Origin of the sequence: Enterobacter sp. SA187 (assembly GCF_001888805.2) — a bacterium.
Classification (GTDB): domain Bacteria; phylum Pseudomonadota; class Gammaproteobacteria; order Enterobacterales; family Enterobacteriaceae; genus Enterobacter_D.
The window spans coordinates 4,376,256-4,391,555 of the sequence record NZ_CP019113.1 but is presented as its reverse complement, the minus strand read 5'-3'; the positions used below and the strand labels follow the sequence as shown (position 1 = coordinate 4,391,555).

The 15,300-nt window shown below is 55.4% G+C and carries 14 protein-coding genes; 8 read left to right on the top strand and 6 right to left on the bottom strand.

Translation table 11 applies throughout. The annotated features are described in order from the left end of the window. Positions 1-11 precede the first annotated feature (11 nt). From BMF08_RS20955 to BMF08_RS20945, 3 genes are read left to right on the top strand one after another with little or no spacing between them, the layout of a single operon-like run. Positions 12-1,349: a TolC family outer membrane protein gene (locus BMF08_RS20955; RefSeq protein WP_083581000.1), complete on the top strand. Its 1,338-nt coding sequence runs from the start codon at positions 12-14 to the stop codon at positions 1,347-1,349. A 9-nt stretch (positions 1,350-1,358) separates the two neighbouring features. After that, a complete protein-coding gene (locus tag BMF08_RS20950) occupies positions 1,359-3,491 on the top strand; it encodes a type I secretion system permease/ATPase (protein ID WP_072571545.1) in 2,133 nt (710 codons plus the stop codon). A gap of 10 nt (positions 3,492-3,501) precedes the next feature. Further along, positions 3,502-4,671, top strand: a complete 1,170-nt coding sequence (locus BMF08_RS20945; RefSeq protein WP_072571544.1) for an HlyD family efflux transporter periplasmic adaptor subunit — start codon at positions 3,502-3,504, stop codon at positions 4,669-4,671. 52 nt (positions 4,672-4,723) lie between these two features. Here the strand turns inward: BMF08_RS20945 and smpB are convergent, their stop codons facing one another. Continuing rightward, positions 4,724-5,206, bottom strand: coding sequence for an SsrA-binding protein SmpB (gene smpB / locus BMF08_RS20940; RefSeq protein ID WP_072571551.1), 483 nt, complete (start codon positions 5,204-5,206; stop codon positions 4,724-4,726). A gap of 156 nt (positions 5,207-5,362) precedes the next feature. On the opposite strand from smpB, the gene BMF08_RS20935 reads away from it, so the two are divergent. Both BMF08_RS20935 and BMF08_RS20930 read left to right on the top strand, forming a co-directional pair. Continuing rightward, positions 5,363-5,800, top strand: a complete 438-nt coding sequence (locus BMF08_RS20935; RefSeq protein WP_199775938.1) for a type II toxin-antitoxin system RatA family toxin — start codon at positions 5,363-5,365, stop codon at positions 5,798-5,800. Continuing rightward, positions 5,790-6,086 carry an RnfH family protein gene (locus tag BMF08_RS20930; protein ID WP_072571542.1) on the top strand — a complete coding sequence of 99 codons (297 nt, stop codon included), beginning with the start codon at positions 5,790-5,792 and terminating at the stop codon, positions 6,084-6,086. The genes BMF08_RS20935 and BMF08_RS20930 overlap by 11 nt, the downstream gene beginning before the upstream one ends. Positions 6,087-6,144: 58 nt before the next feature. Here the strand turns inward: BMF08_RS20930 and bamE are convergent, their stop codons facing one another. From bamE to nadK, 3 genes are all read right to left on the bottom strand, one after another. Continuing rightward, a complete protein-coding gene (bamE, locus tag BMF08_RS20925) occupies positions 6,145-6,486 on the bottom strand; it encodes an outer membrane protein assembly factor BamE (protein WP_072571541.1) in 342 nt (113 codons plus the stop codon). A gap of 453 nt (positions 6,487-6,939) precedes the next feature. Next, positions 6,940-8,601: a DNA repair protein RecN gene (gene recN / locus BMF08_RS20920; protein WP_072571540.1), complete on the bottom strand. Its 1,662-nt coding sequence runs from the start codon at positions 8,599-8,601 to the stop codon at positions 6,940-6,942. A gap of 85 nt (positions 8,602-8,686) precedes the next feature. Further along, positions 8,687-9,565, bottom strand: coding sequence for an NAD(+) kinase (gene nadK / locus BMF08_RS20915; RefSeq protein WP_072571539.1), 879 nt, complete (start codon positions 9,563-9,565; stop codon positions 8,687-8,689). A 121-nt stretch (positions 9,566-9,686) separates the two neighbouring features. On the opposite strand from nadK, the gene grpE reads away from it, so the two are divergent. Continuing rightward, positions 9,687-10,280, top strand: a complete 594-nt coding sequence (gene grpE, locus BMF08_RS20905) for a nucleotide exchange factor GrpE (protein ID WP_158684906.1) — start codon at positions 9,687-9,689, stop codon at positions 10,278-10,280. 47 nt (positions 10,281-10,327) lie between these two features. Here grpE and BMF08_RS20900 read toward each other — a convergent pair whose 3' ends face one another. Both BMF08_RS20900 and BMF08_RS20895 read right to left on the bottom strand, forming a co-directional pair. Then, positions 10,328-11,614 carry an HlyC/CorC family transporter gene (locus BMF08_RS20900; protein WP_072571536.1) on the bottom strand — a complete coding sequence of 429 codons (1,287 nt, stop codon included), beginning with the start codon at positions 11,612-11,614 and terminating at the stop codon, positions 10,328-10,330. Between the two features lie 19 nt (positions 11,615-11,633). Continuing rightward, on the bottom strand, positions 11,634-12,425 hold the full coding sequence (locus BMF08_RS20895) for a cytochrome C assembly family protein (protein WP_072571535.1): 792 nt from the start codon (positions 12,423-12,425) through the stop codon (positions 11,634-11,636). A 318-nt stretch (positions 12,426-12,743) separates the two neighbouring features. On the opposite strand from BMF08_RS20895, the gene BMF08_RS20890 reads away from it, so the two are divergent. Together BMF08_RS20890 and BMF08_RS20885 are read left to right on the top strand one after the other, a co-directional pair. Further along, the gene (locus BMF08_RS20890) at positions 12,744-13,916 is read left to right on the top strand and encodes a glycoside hydrolase family 172 protein (RefSeq protein ID WP_083580998.1); all 1,173 of its coding nucleotides are present in this window, start codon (positions 12,744-12,746) and stop codon (positions 13,914-13,916) included. 38 nt (positions 13,917-13,954) lie between these two features. Further along, on the top strand, positions 13,955-15,292 hold the full coding sequence (locus tag BMF08_RS20885) for an MFS transporter (protein WP_072571533.1): 1,338 nt from the start codon (positions 13,955-13,957) through the stop codon (positions 15,290-15,292). Positions 15,293-15,300 lie beyond the last annotated feature (8 nt).

Here is a 15,300-nt window from a genome sequence, read left to right as displayed (position 1 = left end):
AAGGTGGGATCATGAAATTAGCGACGATAGGGCTGTTGCTGCTGGCAGTGCCCGGAACAGCGATACTGCCAGCCTGGGCTGAGGAGTATCAGTGGCAGACCGCGCCCGGCGAGCAATTCCAGGCGCAGCTGACCATCAAAGAGGCTATTTTGCGCGCCTTCGCCCGCAATCCAAAAATTGCTCAGGCGGCGGCGCAAATCCAGGTGGGAAAAGCCAATCTTTCCGAAGCGGAAAGCGCATGGTTTCCACAGGTGTCTTTACAGGGGAACGTCGGACGTTCGCACCGTACCGATTCGGCGGGCTCGCTGAGCAGTAATGGCGCGGGGGGCGTCAGCTTAAAACAGCTGATTTACGACTTTGGTAAAACCGGCGGCAGCATTGACGAGCAGCATGAGCTGTCGGATGCCTACCGTTACGATCTCTACAATGCGCTTAATGAAGTCGGCATGGAGACGCTGCAAACTTACTTGCAGGTTAAGCGTCATCAGGCGCTGGCGGACGCGGCGCGTAAAAATATCGCCTCACTGAAGGCGGTGCAGGAGATGGCGGATCTGCGCGCCCAGGCCGGGCTGAGCTCGCAGTCTGACGTCTTACAGGCGCAGACGCGCATCGCCGGGCTGAACGCCACGCTCGCACAGTACGAAGCCCAGACCCGCTCCGCGCAGGCTGCCCTGAGCGTGCTGACCGGCGTGGTGTCGGATACGCTGCCGGATCTGCCTGACGATCTGATGAAACAAAAAATTACCCTCAAATCGCTGCCGTACGAGCGCAGCAATGCCGTGCGCAGCGCCCAGTCGAAACAGCTGGCGGCGGAACAGCGCATCCGTCAGGTGCAGGCCCAGCACTGGCCGACGGTGTCGGTACAGGCGGGACGAACCCGTTATCAGAACGAAAACAGCAGCTACTGGGATGATCAGGTGCAGCTTGTCGTGGACGCGCCCCTCTATCAGGGCGGTGCGGTCAGCGCGCGGGTGGATGCGGCAGAAGGCGACCGCGCCAACGCCCGCGCCCAGGTGGAGGCCAGCAAACTGGAGATGAATCAGCGCGCCGCCACCGCCTGGGCGGATCTCACCGGGGCGCAGCAGCGCCAGCGGGCAGGGGACGCGCAGTTTATCAGCGCCGATCGCGCCCGCGAGGTGTACCGCGATGAGTATCGTCTCAGCAAGCGCAGCCTCAACGATCTTCTGAGTATTGAACAGGATGTCTTTCAGGCAGACACGGCCTCGATCACTGCGCGCTATGACGCCTGGGACGCCGCCGTCCGTTATGCCGGCGCCGCAGATAATCTGCTGGATATGCTGGGCATTGAACGCAGCCGCACTATTGGCGATACCCTGCCTTCACTTTAAGGAGCAGTAATGCAAGAGCCTGATACCGAAAGCTGGATCAATGTCATGGTGCGCGCGGCGGGTCGATTCGGCCTGCCTGCCGATGCCCCCGCGGTGCGCCAGCAAATGCGCTGGTTTGAAGCGCTGCCGCAGAGCGCCCGGCTGGAGCGCTTAAGCGGCCTGATGGGGCTACAGGTGCGCACGGTGCCGCTGGAGCGTATGCGCTGGAACGCGCAAAACCTGCCGGTGATCGTCCAGCTGGAGTCCGGGGAGTTGATGCTGCTGGAGTCTATTGACGCCGACGGGCTGGCGACCTACTGGTTGTCGGAAGGGGGCGATCTGGTGCGCGAAGAGCCGCTGGAAACGCTGCTCACCCGCGTCAGGCCGGAGGTGGTGATGCTGGGCATTGCCGCCCGTGGCCGCGATGCGCGCATTGATGATTTCACCAAACCCTGGGAAGCGCACTGGTTCTGGCGGCACTTTCGCCACAGCGGACGCAAGCTGTCGGAGATCGCGCTCGCCTCACTGCTCGGCAACGTGCTGGCGCTGGCGGGGATTTTATTCTCTATGCAGGTGTACGACCGGGTGATCCCGGCCCAGTCGATCCCCACGCTGTGGGTGCTGTTTATCGGCGTGCTGTTCGCCGCCCTGCTGGAGTTTTTTATTCGTCTCGCCCGTACCCATGTGTCGGACATTATGGGTAAGCATATCGATCTCAACGTCTCGTCGCTGTTTTTTGCCCGCGCGCTGGCGATCAAAAACGATGCCCGTCCGAAATCCACCGGTTCGTTTATTTCCCAGCTGCGTGAAATCGATCAGGTGCGCGAGCTGCTGACCTCCACCACCGTCGGCGCGGCGATGGACATTCCGTTCGTGCTGCTGTTCCTCGGCATTATGACGCTGGTGGGCGGCCCGCTGGTGGCGATCCCGCTGATCGCTATTCCGCTGATCGTGATCCCCGGCATCCTGGTGCAGTGGCCAATGGCGAAACTGGCCAAAGAGGGGATGCGCGAAAGCGCCATTCGTAACGCGGTGCTGGTAGAGTCCATCGAAGGGGTGGAAGACATCAAAGCGCTCCAGGCGGAACCCTATTTCCAGCGCCAGTGGGAACACACTCATGCGGTAGGCGCGGGGATCGGCATGAAGCAGCGCGTATGGGGCGCGCGGCTCAGCGGATGGGCCTCCACCGTGCAGCAAATTACCTACGCCGGGATGCTGGTGTTCGGCTGCTATCTGGTGATGGAAGGCAGTATCACCACCGGGACGCTGGTGGCCTGTAGTTTGCTGTCGTCGCGTACCATCGCGCCGCTGATGCAGCTCACTATGGTGTTCTCCCGCTGGCAGCACGCCAAAACGGCGATGAACGGCCTGAACGATCTGCTGAAAAAACCGCTGGATAAAACCGCGGGGGAAAAAATGGCGCACTGCCCGGTGCTGGCAGGCCATTTCCAGATGCAGCAGGTGCAGTACAGCTACGATGTGGAAAAGGGCGAGCAGGCGGTGCAGATCCCGGAACTTACGATCAAGCCCGGCGAGCGCGTGGCGATCCTCGGCAAAACCGGCGCCGGAAAATCCACCCTGCTGAAACTGCTCTCCGGTCAGGCGCAGGCCAGTAAGGGCAAAGTGATCATTGATGGCGTGGATATGGCGCATATCGATCCTGGCGATGTACGTCGCCAGCTGGGGTACCTTTCCCAGGATTCGCGGCTGTTTTTTGGCACGCTGCGACAAAACCTGATGCTCGGCCATCCCCACGCCACCGAAGCGGAGCTGATCCAGGCGCTGCGCATCAGCGGGGCGATCGGCATGGTGCAGCAGGATGCCGCCAGCCTCGACAGGTTAATTAACGAGGGCGGGCGCGGGCTGTCCGGCGGGCAGCGGCAGATGGTGCTGTTAAGCCGCCTGATCGTGCGCAATCCGCAGATTGTGCTGATGGATGAGCCCACCGCGTCGATGGATGAGCAACTGGAGGCCTGGGTGATCCGCCAGCTCTCCCAGTGGCTGACCGGGCGCACGCTGGTACTGGTGACGCACCGTCCGGCGCTGCTCAATCTGGTGGACCGCATTGTGGTAATGGAGAACGGCAAAATCGTTGCCGACGGGCCGCGCGATACGCTGATCAAGCAGGCGGTGCGCAACAGCAGCGTCTCGTCAGTCGCATAAGGAGAACGCCATGAGTCAATTAAGTATGCAGGACGATCTGGCGCGCCAGGGCCGCTTTTACTCCTCGGTGATCTGGCTGACGCTGATCGGTCTGCTGTTTTTTGTCGTCTGGGCCTGGTGGGCGGTGCTGGATGAAGTGACGGTCGGCACCGGCAAGATCACCCCCTCCAGCCACGCGCAGGTGATCGACAGCCTCGACGGCGGCATTGTCAGCGGCCTGCTGGTGAAAGAGGGGGATATTGTCGAACGCGGGCAGCTGCTGGCGCGCCTCGATCCTACCCGTTTTCAGTCGAACTACGGCGAGGCGGCGTCACGGGTGCGCACGCTGCGCGCCTCCAGCGAGCGTCTGCGTTCCGAACTGACCGGCGAGCCGCTGCGCTTTAGCGCCGAGTCAATGCGCGAGCCGGACCTGGTGGCCCGTGAGCGGCAGCTGTATGAGTCGCGGCGGCGAAACCTCAATGAGACGGTAGCGAATCTGCAAAAAACCTATCAGCTGGTGATGTCGGAGCTGCGTCTGACGCAGCCGCTGGTGGCCAAAGGGGCGGCGAGCCAGGTGGAGGTGATCCGCCTGCAACGGCAGGCCGCCGAGTTGCAGGGCAAAATCGACGATGCCCGTAACCAGTTTGCGGTGCGCGCCCGCGAGGAGCAGGTGAAAAACAATGCCGATCTGGACGCGCAGATCCAGGTAATGTCCGGTAAAGCGGACCAGGTGGATCGCGCCTCGCTGTTTTCGCCGGTGCGCGGCATCGTGAAAGACATTCAGGTGACCACCGTCGGCGGCGTGCTGCAACCGGGCGGCAAGCTGATGGAGATCGTGCCGTTAGAAGATCAGCTGTTAGTTGAGACGCGCATCAATCCGCGGGATATTGCCTATATCCGTCCGGGCTTACCGGCTACCGTAAAGGTGACGGCCTATGATTCGTCAATTTACGGGGATTTAAGCGGCAAGGTGGAAGTGGTATCGCCGGATACGTTGCAGGATGAGGTGAAGCGGGATCAGTTTTATTACCGGGTGTATGTGCGCACCTCAAAAGCCGAGCTGCATAACAAGAGCGGCAAAAGCTTCCCGATTTTACCGGGTATGGTGGCGAACGTGGAGATCAAGACCGGACAGAAAACGGTAATGGATTATCTGATCAAGCCGCTGAACAAGGTCAACGAGGCATTGCGGGAGCGGTAATTTCGCCCCCCTCCCGGCAAATCAGGGCCGGGGTGAGGGGAGACGCACGGATTTAACGGCCCGCGTGTTTCATAATGCGGGCTTTATCCACCGCCCACTCTTTATCTTTCACATCGTTACGCTTGTCGTGCTGCTTCTTACCTTTCGCCACGCCGATTTTCACTTTGCACCAGGCGTTCTTCCAGTAAAGTGACAGCGCCACCACCGTATAACCATCGCGGTTGATGCGGCCATACAGCGTATCCAGCTCGCGCTGGTTCAGCAGCAGTTTACGGGTACGGGTGGGATCGCAGACCACATGGGTGGAGGCGACGGCCATCGGCGTAAAGTTGGCGCCAAACAGGAAAGCTTCGCCATCGATCAGGATGACATAGCTGTCGCTGATATTGGCTTTGCCGGCGCGCAGCGATTTAACTTCCCAGCCCTGCAGGGCCAGACCCGCTTCAAATTCATCTTCGATAAAATATTCATGGCGGGCGCGCTTGTTGAGCGCGATGGTGGCTGAGCCAGGTTTGTGTGCTTTTTTCTTGGTCATAATGCCGCTCAGTATAGGTAATCTGATGTTATAAAAACACCCCATTCCGTCCTGCGAGGTGTAACGCGTTATATTAGCACGAGTTGCGGCTAAGCGTTTTCCTTTCCTGGGAGGGAGATGTTATTATTTATAGGGTGTAGATCCCAGGAAAACGCTATGCCTCAGATTAGCCGATCTGCGTTAGTGCCTTACAGCGCAGAACAGATGTATCAGTTAGTAAACGACGTGAAGTCCTATCCGGAGTTCTTGCCCGGCTGCACCGGTAGCCGCGTGCTGGAGTCCGGTCCGACGCAGATGACCGCCGCCGTGGATGTTTCGAAAGCGGGCATCAGTAAAACGTTTACCACACGCAATACATTGACCAGCAATCAAAGCATTTTGATGCACCTGGTCGATGGCCCTTTCAAAAAGCTGATGGGCGGCTGGAAGTTTACCCCGCTCAGCCCCGAGGCCTGCCGCGTCGAGTTTCAGCTTGATTTTGAATTCACCAATAAACTCATTGAACTGGCGTTTGGCCGCATCTTTAAAGAGCTGGCGATGAACATGGTGCAGGCCTTTACCCATCGCGCCAAAGAGGTTTACAGTGCCGGGTAAGATGGTGGTAGAAGTGGCCTATGCGCTGCCGGAAAAGCAGTATCTGCAACGGGTTACGCTGAACGAGGGCGCAACCGTTGAAGAGGCAATCCGCGCCTCCGGGCTGCTGGAACTGCGGCCGGATATTTCGCTGACCGGAAACAAAGTCGGTATTTTCAGCCGCCCGGTGAAGCTGGCCGACGAGCTGCACGATGGCGATCGCGTTGAGATTTACCGCCCGCTGATCGCCGATCCGAAAGAGCTGCGTCGCAAGCGGGCAGAAAAAAGCGCGGACAAAGAGAAGTAAGGGTTTCGCAGGCCATAAAAAAAGGTGCTCATGAGCACCTTTTTGTTTTTCTGTACCCTTACTGCGAAGTCAGGGCAGGCTTGTTATCGATGTTGGTCAGAACGCCGTTGCTGTTAAAGGTCAGCGTCAGGGTCTGCTGCGTCACATCTTCATGGCCGGGTTGCTGACGGAAGACGTAGAACCAGGTGTTAGTACCGAACGGATCGGTCACCATCGGCGTGCCGAGCGCGTAAGCAACCTGTTGTTGCGTCATACCGATACGGATTTTTGATACGTCGTTAGGTGCCAGGTAGTTGCCCTGATTAATATCAGGACGGTACACCACTCGCTCCAGAGTGGAACAACCTGCGGTCAACATCAGAAGAACCGCTGCGGCAGCAGTCAGCGTTTTACAGCGCATAGTGATTTCATTCCTTTTCGGGCCAGAGCAGTACGCGGCTCATTGGTAATATGCCGATGATAATAGACCTTTAGTCACATTAAAACCTTTATACACTTCATCCTTCAGGCTGCCTCGTCGTTGGCTGCGTTCACTCACCCCAGTCACATAGTGAACTATGCTCCCGGGGATTCGTTCGCTTGCCGCCTTGATGCAACCTGAATGCTTTTGTGTAATTACACTTCATCCTTCAGGCTGCCTCGTCGTTGGCTGCGTTCACTCACCCCAGTCACATAGTGAACTATGCTCCCGGGGATTCGTTCGCTTGCCGCCTTGATGCAACCTGAATGCTTTTGTGTATACACTTCATCCTTCAGGCTGCCTCATCGTTGGCTGCCTGAAGGTGTATGTGTAGCAGTATCCGGTCTTACGGCGATTTAATGTTTCACTATGACTCTGAATTGCTGAAAAAGTTTAGGCCGCCAGCAGCTCTTTGGCGTTTGCCAGCGTATTACGGGTAACTTCGCTGCCACCCAGCAGACGCGCCAGCTCCTGCAGACGGGCGCGTTTGTCCAGCGGCTGCATGTGCGTTTCGGTCATGGCGCCGTCCGTCTCTTTACTGACATAGAAGTGGTGATGCCCGCAACCCGCCACCTGCGGCAGGTGGGTGACGCACATTACCTGCGTGGATTCGCCCAGCTGGCGCAGCAGTTTGCCAACCACCGCCGCGGTCGGGCCGCTGATCCCCACATCCACTTCATCGAAAATCAGCGCCGGGGTTTCCATTTTACGGGCGGTGATCACCTGGATGGCCAGCGCGATACGCGAAAGCTCACCACCGGAGGCCACTTTTGAAATCGGCTGCAACGGCTGACCCGGGTTAGTGGTCACCCGGAACTCAATACGATCCGCGCCTTCCTGGGTTAAATGACGGTCATCGAAACTGACGTCGATGTTAAACACGCCGTGCGGCATCGAAAGTGAGTGCATACTTTCAGTGATTAACCCACCCAGCTCCTGCGCATACTTCACGCGTTCGGCATGCAGTTGCTGCGCGGTAGCCAGCGCCTGTTGATGGTGTTTTTGCACCGCCAGCGACAGGGTTTCCTGCGAGTCGGCCTGATCGTCCAGCAGTTGCTGTTCGTCCAGCAGATTCTGATGGAACTGTGACAGCTCTTCCGGGCTGATGTGATGCTTACGCGCCAGCGAAATATACTTCGCGATGCGCTGTTCCAGCTCAAAAAGACGGTTTGGATCGAGATCGAGGCGATCGCAGTAATGACGCAGCTCTTCGCTGGCTTCGCTGATCTGAATGGCAGCCTCTTCCAGCATATCGAGTACGCCAGAAAGTTTCGTGTCCATACCCGCCAGCTCTGTCACCAGCTGGCGCGCGGTATACAGCTGGCTTTGCAGGTTGGCGTCATCATCGTCCGCCAGCAGGTTAAGCGCACTCTGGCTGGTGCTGAGCAACTGACCGCTGTTAGCCAGACGTTTGTACTCTTCGTCGATCTGCTCGAATTCGCCCGTCTGCGGGTTAAATTCATTCAGCTCTTTCAACTGATAGTGCAGCAGTTCAGCGCGCGCGCTGCGCTCCTGGCTGAGCTGCTGATGCTGCGCCAGTTCGCGGCAGCTCAGATTCCACTGACGGTAATGTTCCGCCATCTGCTGCATCAGCACCGACTCACCGGCATAGCCATCGAGCAGGGATTTCTGATGTTCAGGTTTGATTAACTGCTGATGGGCGTGCTGGCCATGGATCTGGATGAGCAGTTGTCCCAGCTCGCGCAGTTGCGAGAGGGGAACGGCCGTACCGTTAATAAAGCCACGGGAACGTCCATCGCTGCTGATCACGCGACGAAGTAAACACTCACGTCCGTCTTCAAGCTGATTAGCTTCGAGCCAGCGCAGCGCGGCAGGAGTGTCTTTAAGGGAGAAGCGGGCGCAGAGATCGGCGCGCGAGGCGTCGGTGCGCACCATGTCAGCGTCGGCGCGACCGCCGAGGCACAGACCGAGCGCATCAATAGCAATAGACTTACCGGCACCGGTTTCCCCGGTGATGGCGGTCATCCCGCTGTGAAAATCAATTTCAAGCTCACGTACGATTGCAAAGTTGCTGATGGTCAGTTGTGCCAACATAGCTGCTTTCCTGTATGAAAAACCATAACTGTGTTTTCGTACAGTATAAACTGGTTTTATATCCAGTAAAGCCCTGGCGCTGAAATTAAAACAATTTTTTTGACCACCCGAGCTTGGAACTTAATGTATTGAAATAGTTATAATCTTTCGGATGGATCAGATTCAGGTGATAGTCACAGCGGCGGATCAGCACGTCCTCACCCTCCTGAATCGGCAGAGCGATCTGGCTGTCGCAGCTTATTTCCAGATCGCTGCGGCGGTGCGAGAAGCGCAGGCGAATGGTGCTGCTGCTGTTGATCACCAGCGGCCTGGCCGAGAGCGTATGCGGGAACATCGGCACCAGCGTAATGGCGTCCAGCTGCGGCGTCAGAATGGGGCCGCCCGCCGAGAGCGAGTAGGCGGTCGAGCCGGTGGGCGTGGAAATGATCAGGCCGTCCGAGCGCTGTGAAAAGGCAAACACTTCGTCGATGTAGACTTCAAATTCAATCATGTGCGCCACTTTGCCAGGGTGCAGCACCACTTCGTTAATGGCGGTGCTGATGCGCTTCTGGCAGTCCTGCTGACAGACCTGCGCTTCCAGCAAAAAACGTTTTTCCGCGATGTAATGGCCTTCTAATACGTCAGCCAGCTGCTGCTGAGCATTGTCCGGATCGAGATCGGTTAAGAAACCCAGGTTGCCACGGTTGATGCCGATGACGCTGATGTCATAGCGGGCCAGCGTACGCGCCGCTCCCAGCATATTGCCGTCGCCGCCTACCACCACCGCCAGATCCGCCTGCTGACCAATTTCGGCAAGTGTGCCCGTCTTCACATTTTTGAGACGAAGTTCCTGGGCAATCTGTTGCTCTACAATGACATCGTAGCCATTACCGCACAGCCAGCGATAGAGCATTTCATGTGTGGTCAGGGCGGTAGGGTGGCGGGGATGTCCCACAATACCAATACACTTGAAATGATTATTCATATTCTGGAGATCCTTGTGCCGGATGATGATGACAATCTCGCTGCTTCCCTTGAAACCCGGAAACATATCCCCATAATAAGCGAAGTTAGCGAGATGAATGCAAAAAAACGCGGAGAAATTCATGAGCAGTAAAGAACAGAAAACGCCTGAGGGGCAAGCCCCGGAAGAAATTATCACGGAACAGCACGAAGAGGTCGAGGCGACAGAGTCAGACGCTTCTGTTGAGCAGGTGGATCCGCGCGATGAACAGATTGCGAACCTCGAAGCGCAATTAGCCGAAGCGCAAAATCGCGAGCGCGAGAGCGTGCTGCGTATCAAAGCGGAAATGGAAAACCTGCGCCGCCGTACTGAGCTGGACGTTGAGAAGGCGCATAAATTTGCGCTGGAGAAGTTTATCAACGAACTGCTGCCGGTGGTTGACAGCCTGGATCGTGCCCTTGAGGTAGCCGATAAATCCAACCCGGATCTGGCGCCGATGGTCGAAGGTATTGAGCTGACCATGAAATCGATGCTGGATGTGGTGGGTAAATTCGGTGTGGGCGTCGTGGCGGATACTAACGTGCCGCTGGATCCCAACGTGCATCAGGCCATTGCCATGGTGGAATCCGATGAGGTGGCTGCCGGTAACGTGCTGGGCGTGATGCAAAAAGGCTATACGCTGAACGGTCGTACGCTGCGCGCGGCGATGGTTACCGTCGCTAAAGCGAAAGCTTAAGCGGGGGTTTTAGTGCCGGGTGGCGGCTAACGCCTCACCCGGCCAGTTTATTCCCCGACGCTGTCCCGCAGCGGTTTCACCGGGATCACCTGCACCTGCTTAATCATATTTTCCTGCACATCCAGAATATCAATATCATACTGCCCGATCCGCACCCGCGTGCCGGTGGCCGGGATCTCTTCCAGCGCTTCCAGCAGCATGCCGTTGACGGTACGCGCTTCTTCTTCCGGTAAGTGCCAGTTAAACGCTTTGTTGATTTCACGCACGTTGGCGGTGCCGTCGATGATCACCGAGCCGTCGTTCTGCGGCGTCACTTCTTCTGCCAGCGTCGGTGACATGGAAGTGGTGAAGTCGCCGACGATCTCTTCCAGAATGTCTTCCACGGTCAGCAGACCCTGAATATCGCCATACTCATTGACCACCAGGCCGACTTTCTTTTTATTGCGCTGGAATTTCACCAGCTGAATGCTCAGCGGCGTCCCTTCGGGGATATAGTAAATTTCATCCGCCGCACGCAGCATTACTTCTTTGGTAAACTCGTTTTTCTCGGTCATCAGACGATAAGCTTCGCGCACGCGCAGCATGCTGATGGCGTTGTCCGGCGAATCCCGCCACAGCACGATGCGACCGTGCGGGGAGTGCGTCAGCTGACGCACAATCGATTTCCAGTCATCGTTGATGTCGATACCGACGATTTCATTGCGCGGCACCATAATGTCGTTGACGCTGACTTTTTCCAGATCCAGCACCGACAGCAGCATATCCTGATTGCGGCGGGAAATTTGCGAGCGCGATTCGTTCACAATGGTGCGCAGTTCGTCTTTGCTGAGCGCGCCGCTCACCACCACATCCGCTTTAATGCCAACCATCCGCATCAGCAGACGCGTCACCATATTTAGCAGCCACACCAGCGGCATCATGATGATTTGCAGCGGGCCGAGCAGGAAACTGCTCGGGAAGGCGACTTTTTCCGGATAGAGCGCGGCGATGGTCTTTGGCAGTACTTCTGCAAACACCAGCACCACGAAGGTTAAGACACCGGTGGCGATGGCGACCCCGGCATTACCGTACAGGCGCATACCGACGATGGTGCCGATGGCAGAGGCAAGAATGTTGACGAGGTTATTGCCGATCAGCACCAGGCTGATTAGGCGGTCTGGCTTACGCAACAGCTTTTCGACGCGCTTAGCCGCGCGGTTGCCTTGCTTCGCCAGGTGGCGCAGGCGGTAGCGGTTCAGCGTCATCATGCCGGTTTCAGAGCCGGAGAAGTACGCCGAAACGATCACCATGATGATCAGCGTGATGATGAGGGTGGTGGTTGATATATGTTCCAGGGGAAAATCCTTTGTTTCGTTAGCCTGCCAGCTGCTGTAACACGCGGCTGCCGAAATAGGCCAGCGTCAGCAGACCTGCGCCCGCGACGTTAAACCAGACGACCGGACGTCCGCGCCAGCCTTCATGATAATGGCCCCACAGCAGCACGATATAGAGGAACCAGGCGATAATCGACAGCACGGCTTTATCAATATTTTCCATGCTGAACAGGTTGTGCATATAGAACAGCCCGGTGCACAGGGTCAGGGTCAGCAGCACCACGCCAATCTGCGTGATATGGAACATTTTACGCTCAATACTCATCAGCGGCGGCATTTCACTGCTGAAGGCGAGGCGTTTGTTCTTCAGTTGATAATCGATCCACGCCAGTTGCAGCGCGTACATGGCGGCAATGATCAGCGTCGCGTAGGAGAACAGCGACAGGCCGATATGCACCATCATGCCGGGGGTGGTTTCCAGATGGGTGATGTATTCGTTAGGTACGAAAATGGCAAATGCCAGATTGATCAGCGCAAAGGCGTAGACGATGGGCAGCAGCAACCAGCCACGATTCTTTGAGGCGACAATGGTCATTACCGTGCAAATCATCAGGCTGACCAGCGAGCCGACGTTCAGCAGGCTTAAATTCTGGCCGCCTTCGCCCGCCGGAAAAATGCGTGCTTCAAGCGCAACGGCGTGACTGACTAATGCAACGACGGCTGAGACGATAGCCATGCGCCGCCATCCACTGTTTTTTTGCAGCAAACCGGGAATAATCAGCGCCAGGCTGATGGAATAGGCGACAAGAGCGAGCAGAGCAAAAACGGGCATAGTGGTGTCGACAGTAAGCAAGACAGAAGAGGGAGTATAACGTTACGTGTCGCTGGCTCCAACCGTTGCATCAGACTTTGCATGCGGCACCAGGGATACCGTAATGGCCTTTAAATATATTCACTGATTAAATATAAGCCTTTTTTGGTGAGTGTAATCACATTCCATCGTGAAACAATTTGCCAGCTATATAATGACTGGTTAATTTGCTCTCTCGAGTTAGCATGGGTTTTCCTCCAGGCGTTGAGTGGTCCGGGAAGATGATTGATCCGTTTTAACGCCTTTTATTATTTTTGATAAATATAGTAAAGGTGAGTTATGACTGCGCAAACGTCAGGATTTTTGCAGGGTATTTGTCGGATAAGAAACGCCCGTAGCGGGAGGTTATCCAGTTGGGATCAAAGTGGACGTAATCAGGATTACTGGATCATTCCACCTGGCGAAACTATTCGGCTGGCGGACATCCAGGGCAGTGGGTGCATTACGCATATCTGGATGACCCAGTTTTGTCGCCGTCTTAAAGGCGCCGCGTTAATTGATCCAGTCGCCGGGCAATATGTTGGGGCGATTAACGAAATCAATAATGCTCTCGGGGTTAGCTGGGAAGAACATGATGCCGATTATTATCGCAAGGTGCTGTTAAAAATATACTGGGATAATCAGACGCAGCCCTCCGTGATCGCGCCATTAGGCGATTTTTTTTGCCTCGGTCATTCAATCTCCGCCGGTTTCAATTCGCTGCCCTTTACCGTTACCGTCCGCCCGGAAGAGCGTTATCGCAATGGCGGCAGCGCCGCCTTTAACTGTTACCTGCCGATGCCTTTTAATGAACGGGCGATTATTGAAGTGGAAAATCAAAACGATATTCCCTACGGGCAGTTCTTTAATATCGATTTTGAATGTTATCCGGATAAACACCCGGCGGATGTGGCTTACTTCCATGCATGGTGGAAGCGGGGAAACCCCTGCCGTGGCTGGGCACCGGAATTGCAGGACAACAGCCCGGAAGTGAATATTCCCTGTACCAGTGCAGAGTATCATTACCGGCTTTTAGATATTGAAGGTGAGGGACATTATATCGGCTGTAATCTCTCGGTACGTCACTGGCAGGGCACAGAGTGGGGTGAAGGGGATGAGATGATATTTATTGATGATGATCCCCCGCTGGAGCGCAGGATCCAGGGGACGGGAATGGAAGATTATTTCAGTCAGGCGTGGGGGATACAGGATCGGGAAAGCTTATTTTGCGGCTCGTCGTTACACGACTCTCATGTTGCAGGTATCCAGACCCGCTATCGCTTCCATCTCACCGATCCGATTCATTTTAAAAAACGTATTCTCGTCACCCTGCAGCATGGTCACGCCAACCCTCTTTCCTCCACCCTGTACTGGTATCAAAAATTACCCACGCCGCCACTGACAATGCAGCCTGTTGACGCGCGAATTGCGGCAAGCCCTGGAGCACTTTTTGCGACGGCAGAAAATCACTAAAAAATAGATCTGACACAACAAATTGACGAGATAATAATATGAAACTCTCTTTCAGCGAAAAGGTTGGCTACGGCGCTGGCGATACGGCTATTGGCCTGGTGATGGGATCCATGGCCATGATCGTCACCTATTTTTATACCGATGTTTATGGACTCAAGGCGAGCCACGTCGGCATTTTACTTATTGTCGTGCGGTTTGTTGACGCAATAAGCGATCCGTTAGTAGGTATTATTACCGACAGAACAAAAACACGCTGGGGGCGTTATCGCCCCTATCTGCTCTTTTTCTCCATTCCGTTTGGTCTGACGATCTGGATGATGTTTTCTACACCGGATTATACTTACGCCGGAAAGCTGGCATGGGCATTCTTTACTTATATTCTGTTAACGCTTGCCTATACCCTGATCTCCATTCCTTATATTTCGCTCATCGGTGTGATTACTGACGATCCACAGGAGCGACTTACCGCTAACGGATTCCGGTTTGTGATGAACAAAACGGCGGTGCTGGTCGTAGCCAGTGCCGTTCCCATTCTGGCCGTTTATTTAGGGGGGAATGACCTGGCAAGAGGCTATAAACTGACAATGGGGGTGATGGCCGTTGCCGCCACGCTGCTTTGTCTGTTCTGTTTTGCTACGGTGAAAGAGCGGATTGTTCATCCGGTAAAGCCCTTTATTTTTAAACAGCAAATTAGCCATTTATTTAAAAACGACCAGTGGTTAATCCTTGGCCTTGCGATTGCCATTATTATGTTCGGCGGCATTATCCGCAGTTCCGTTTCTGCCTATTATGCGAAATATTATCTTAATGGTGGCGAAGATCTTATTGCGTCCTTTCTGACCATGGGCGTCGTGGCGTCAGGCATTGCTATCTTTTTCGCCACTTATATCACTAACCGTTACGATAAAATTAAGATGTTTCGCATTACCCAGTTTCTGACTTTTGCTTTCGGTGTCGCGATGTATTTTGTCGTCGGACAAGATGACATCTGGCTGGCATTTGTCTTTTATTTTTTACTGAGTCTGCTCGGCGATATGCAATTGCCGGTCTACTGGGCGGCGATTGCGGAAGCGGTTGATTACGGTGAACTTAAAAGCGGTGTGCGGGTTTCCGGCCTCGCGTTTGGCGGCATCTTATTCTTCCAGAAGTTTGGTATGGGGCTGGCAGGGGGCTTTGTCGGACTGATGCTGAGCAGCTTTGATTATCAACCCGGACAGACTCAGTCAGCACAATCATTGATGGGCATTGCGCTATTGATGACCATCATCCCGGCCATTTTTAACCTGTTGGTTACCCTGTTGATGCGTAAATACATCATTAATAATGACTATTACTATAAGCAGATTAAGGTCCGTCTGGCTGGAAAAGTGGAGTGAAGTCACCG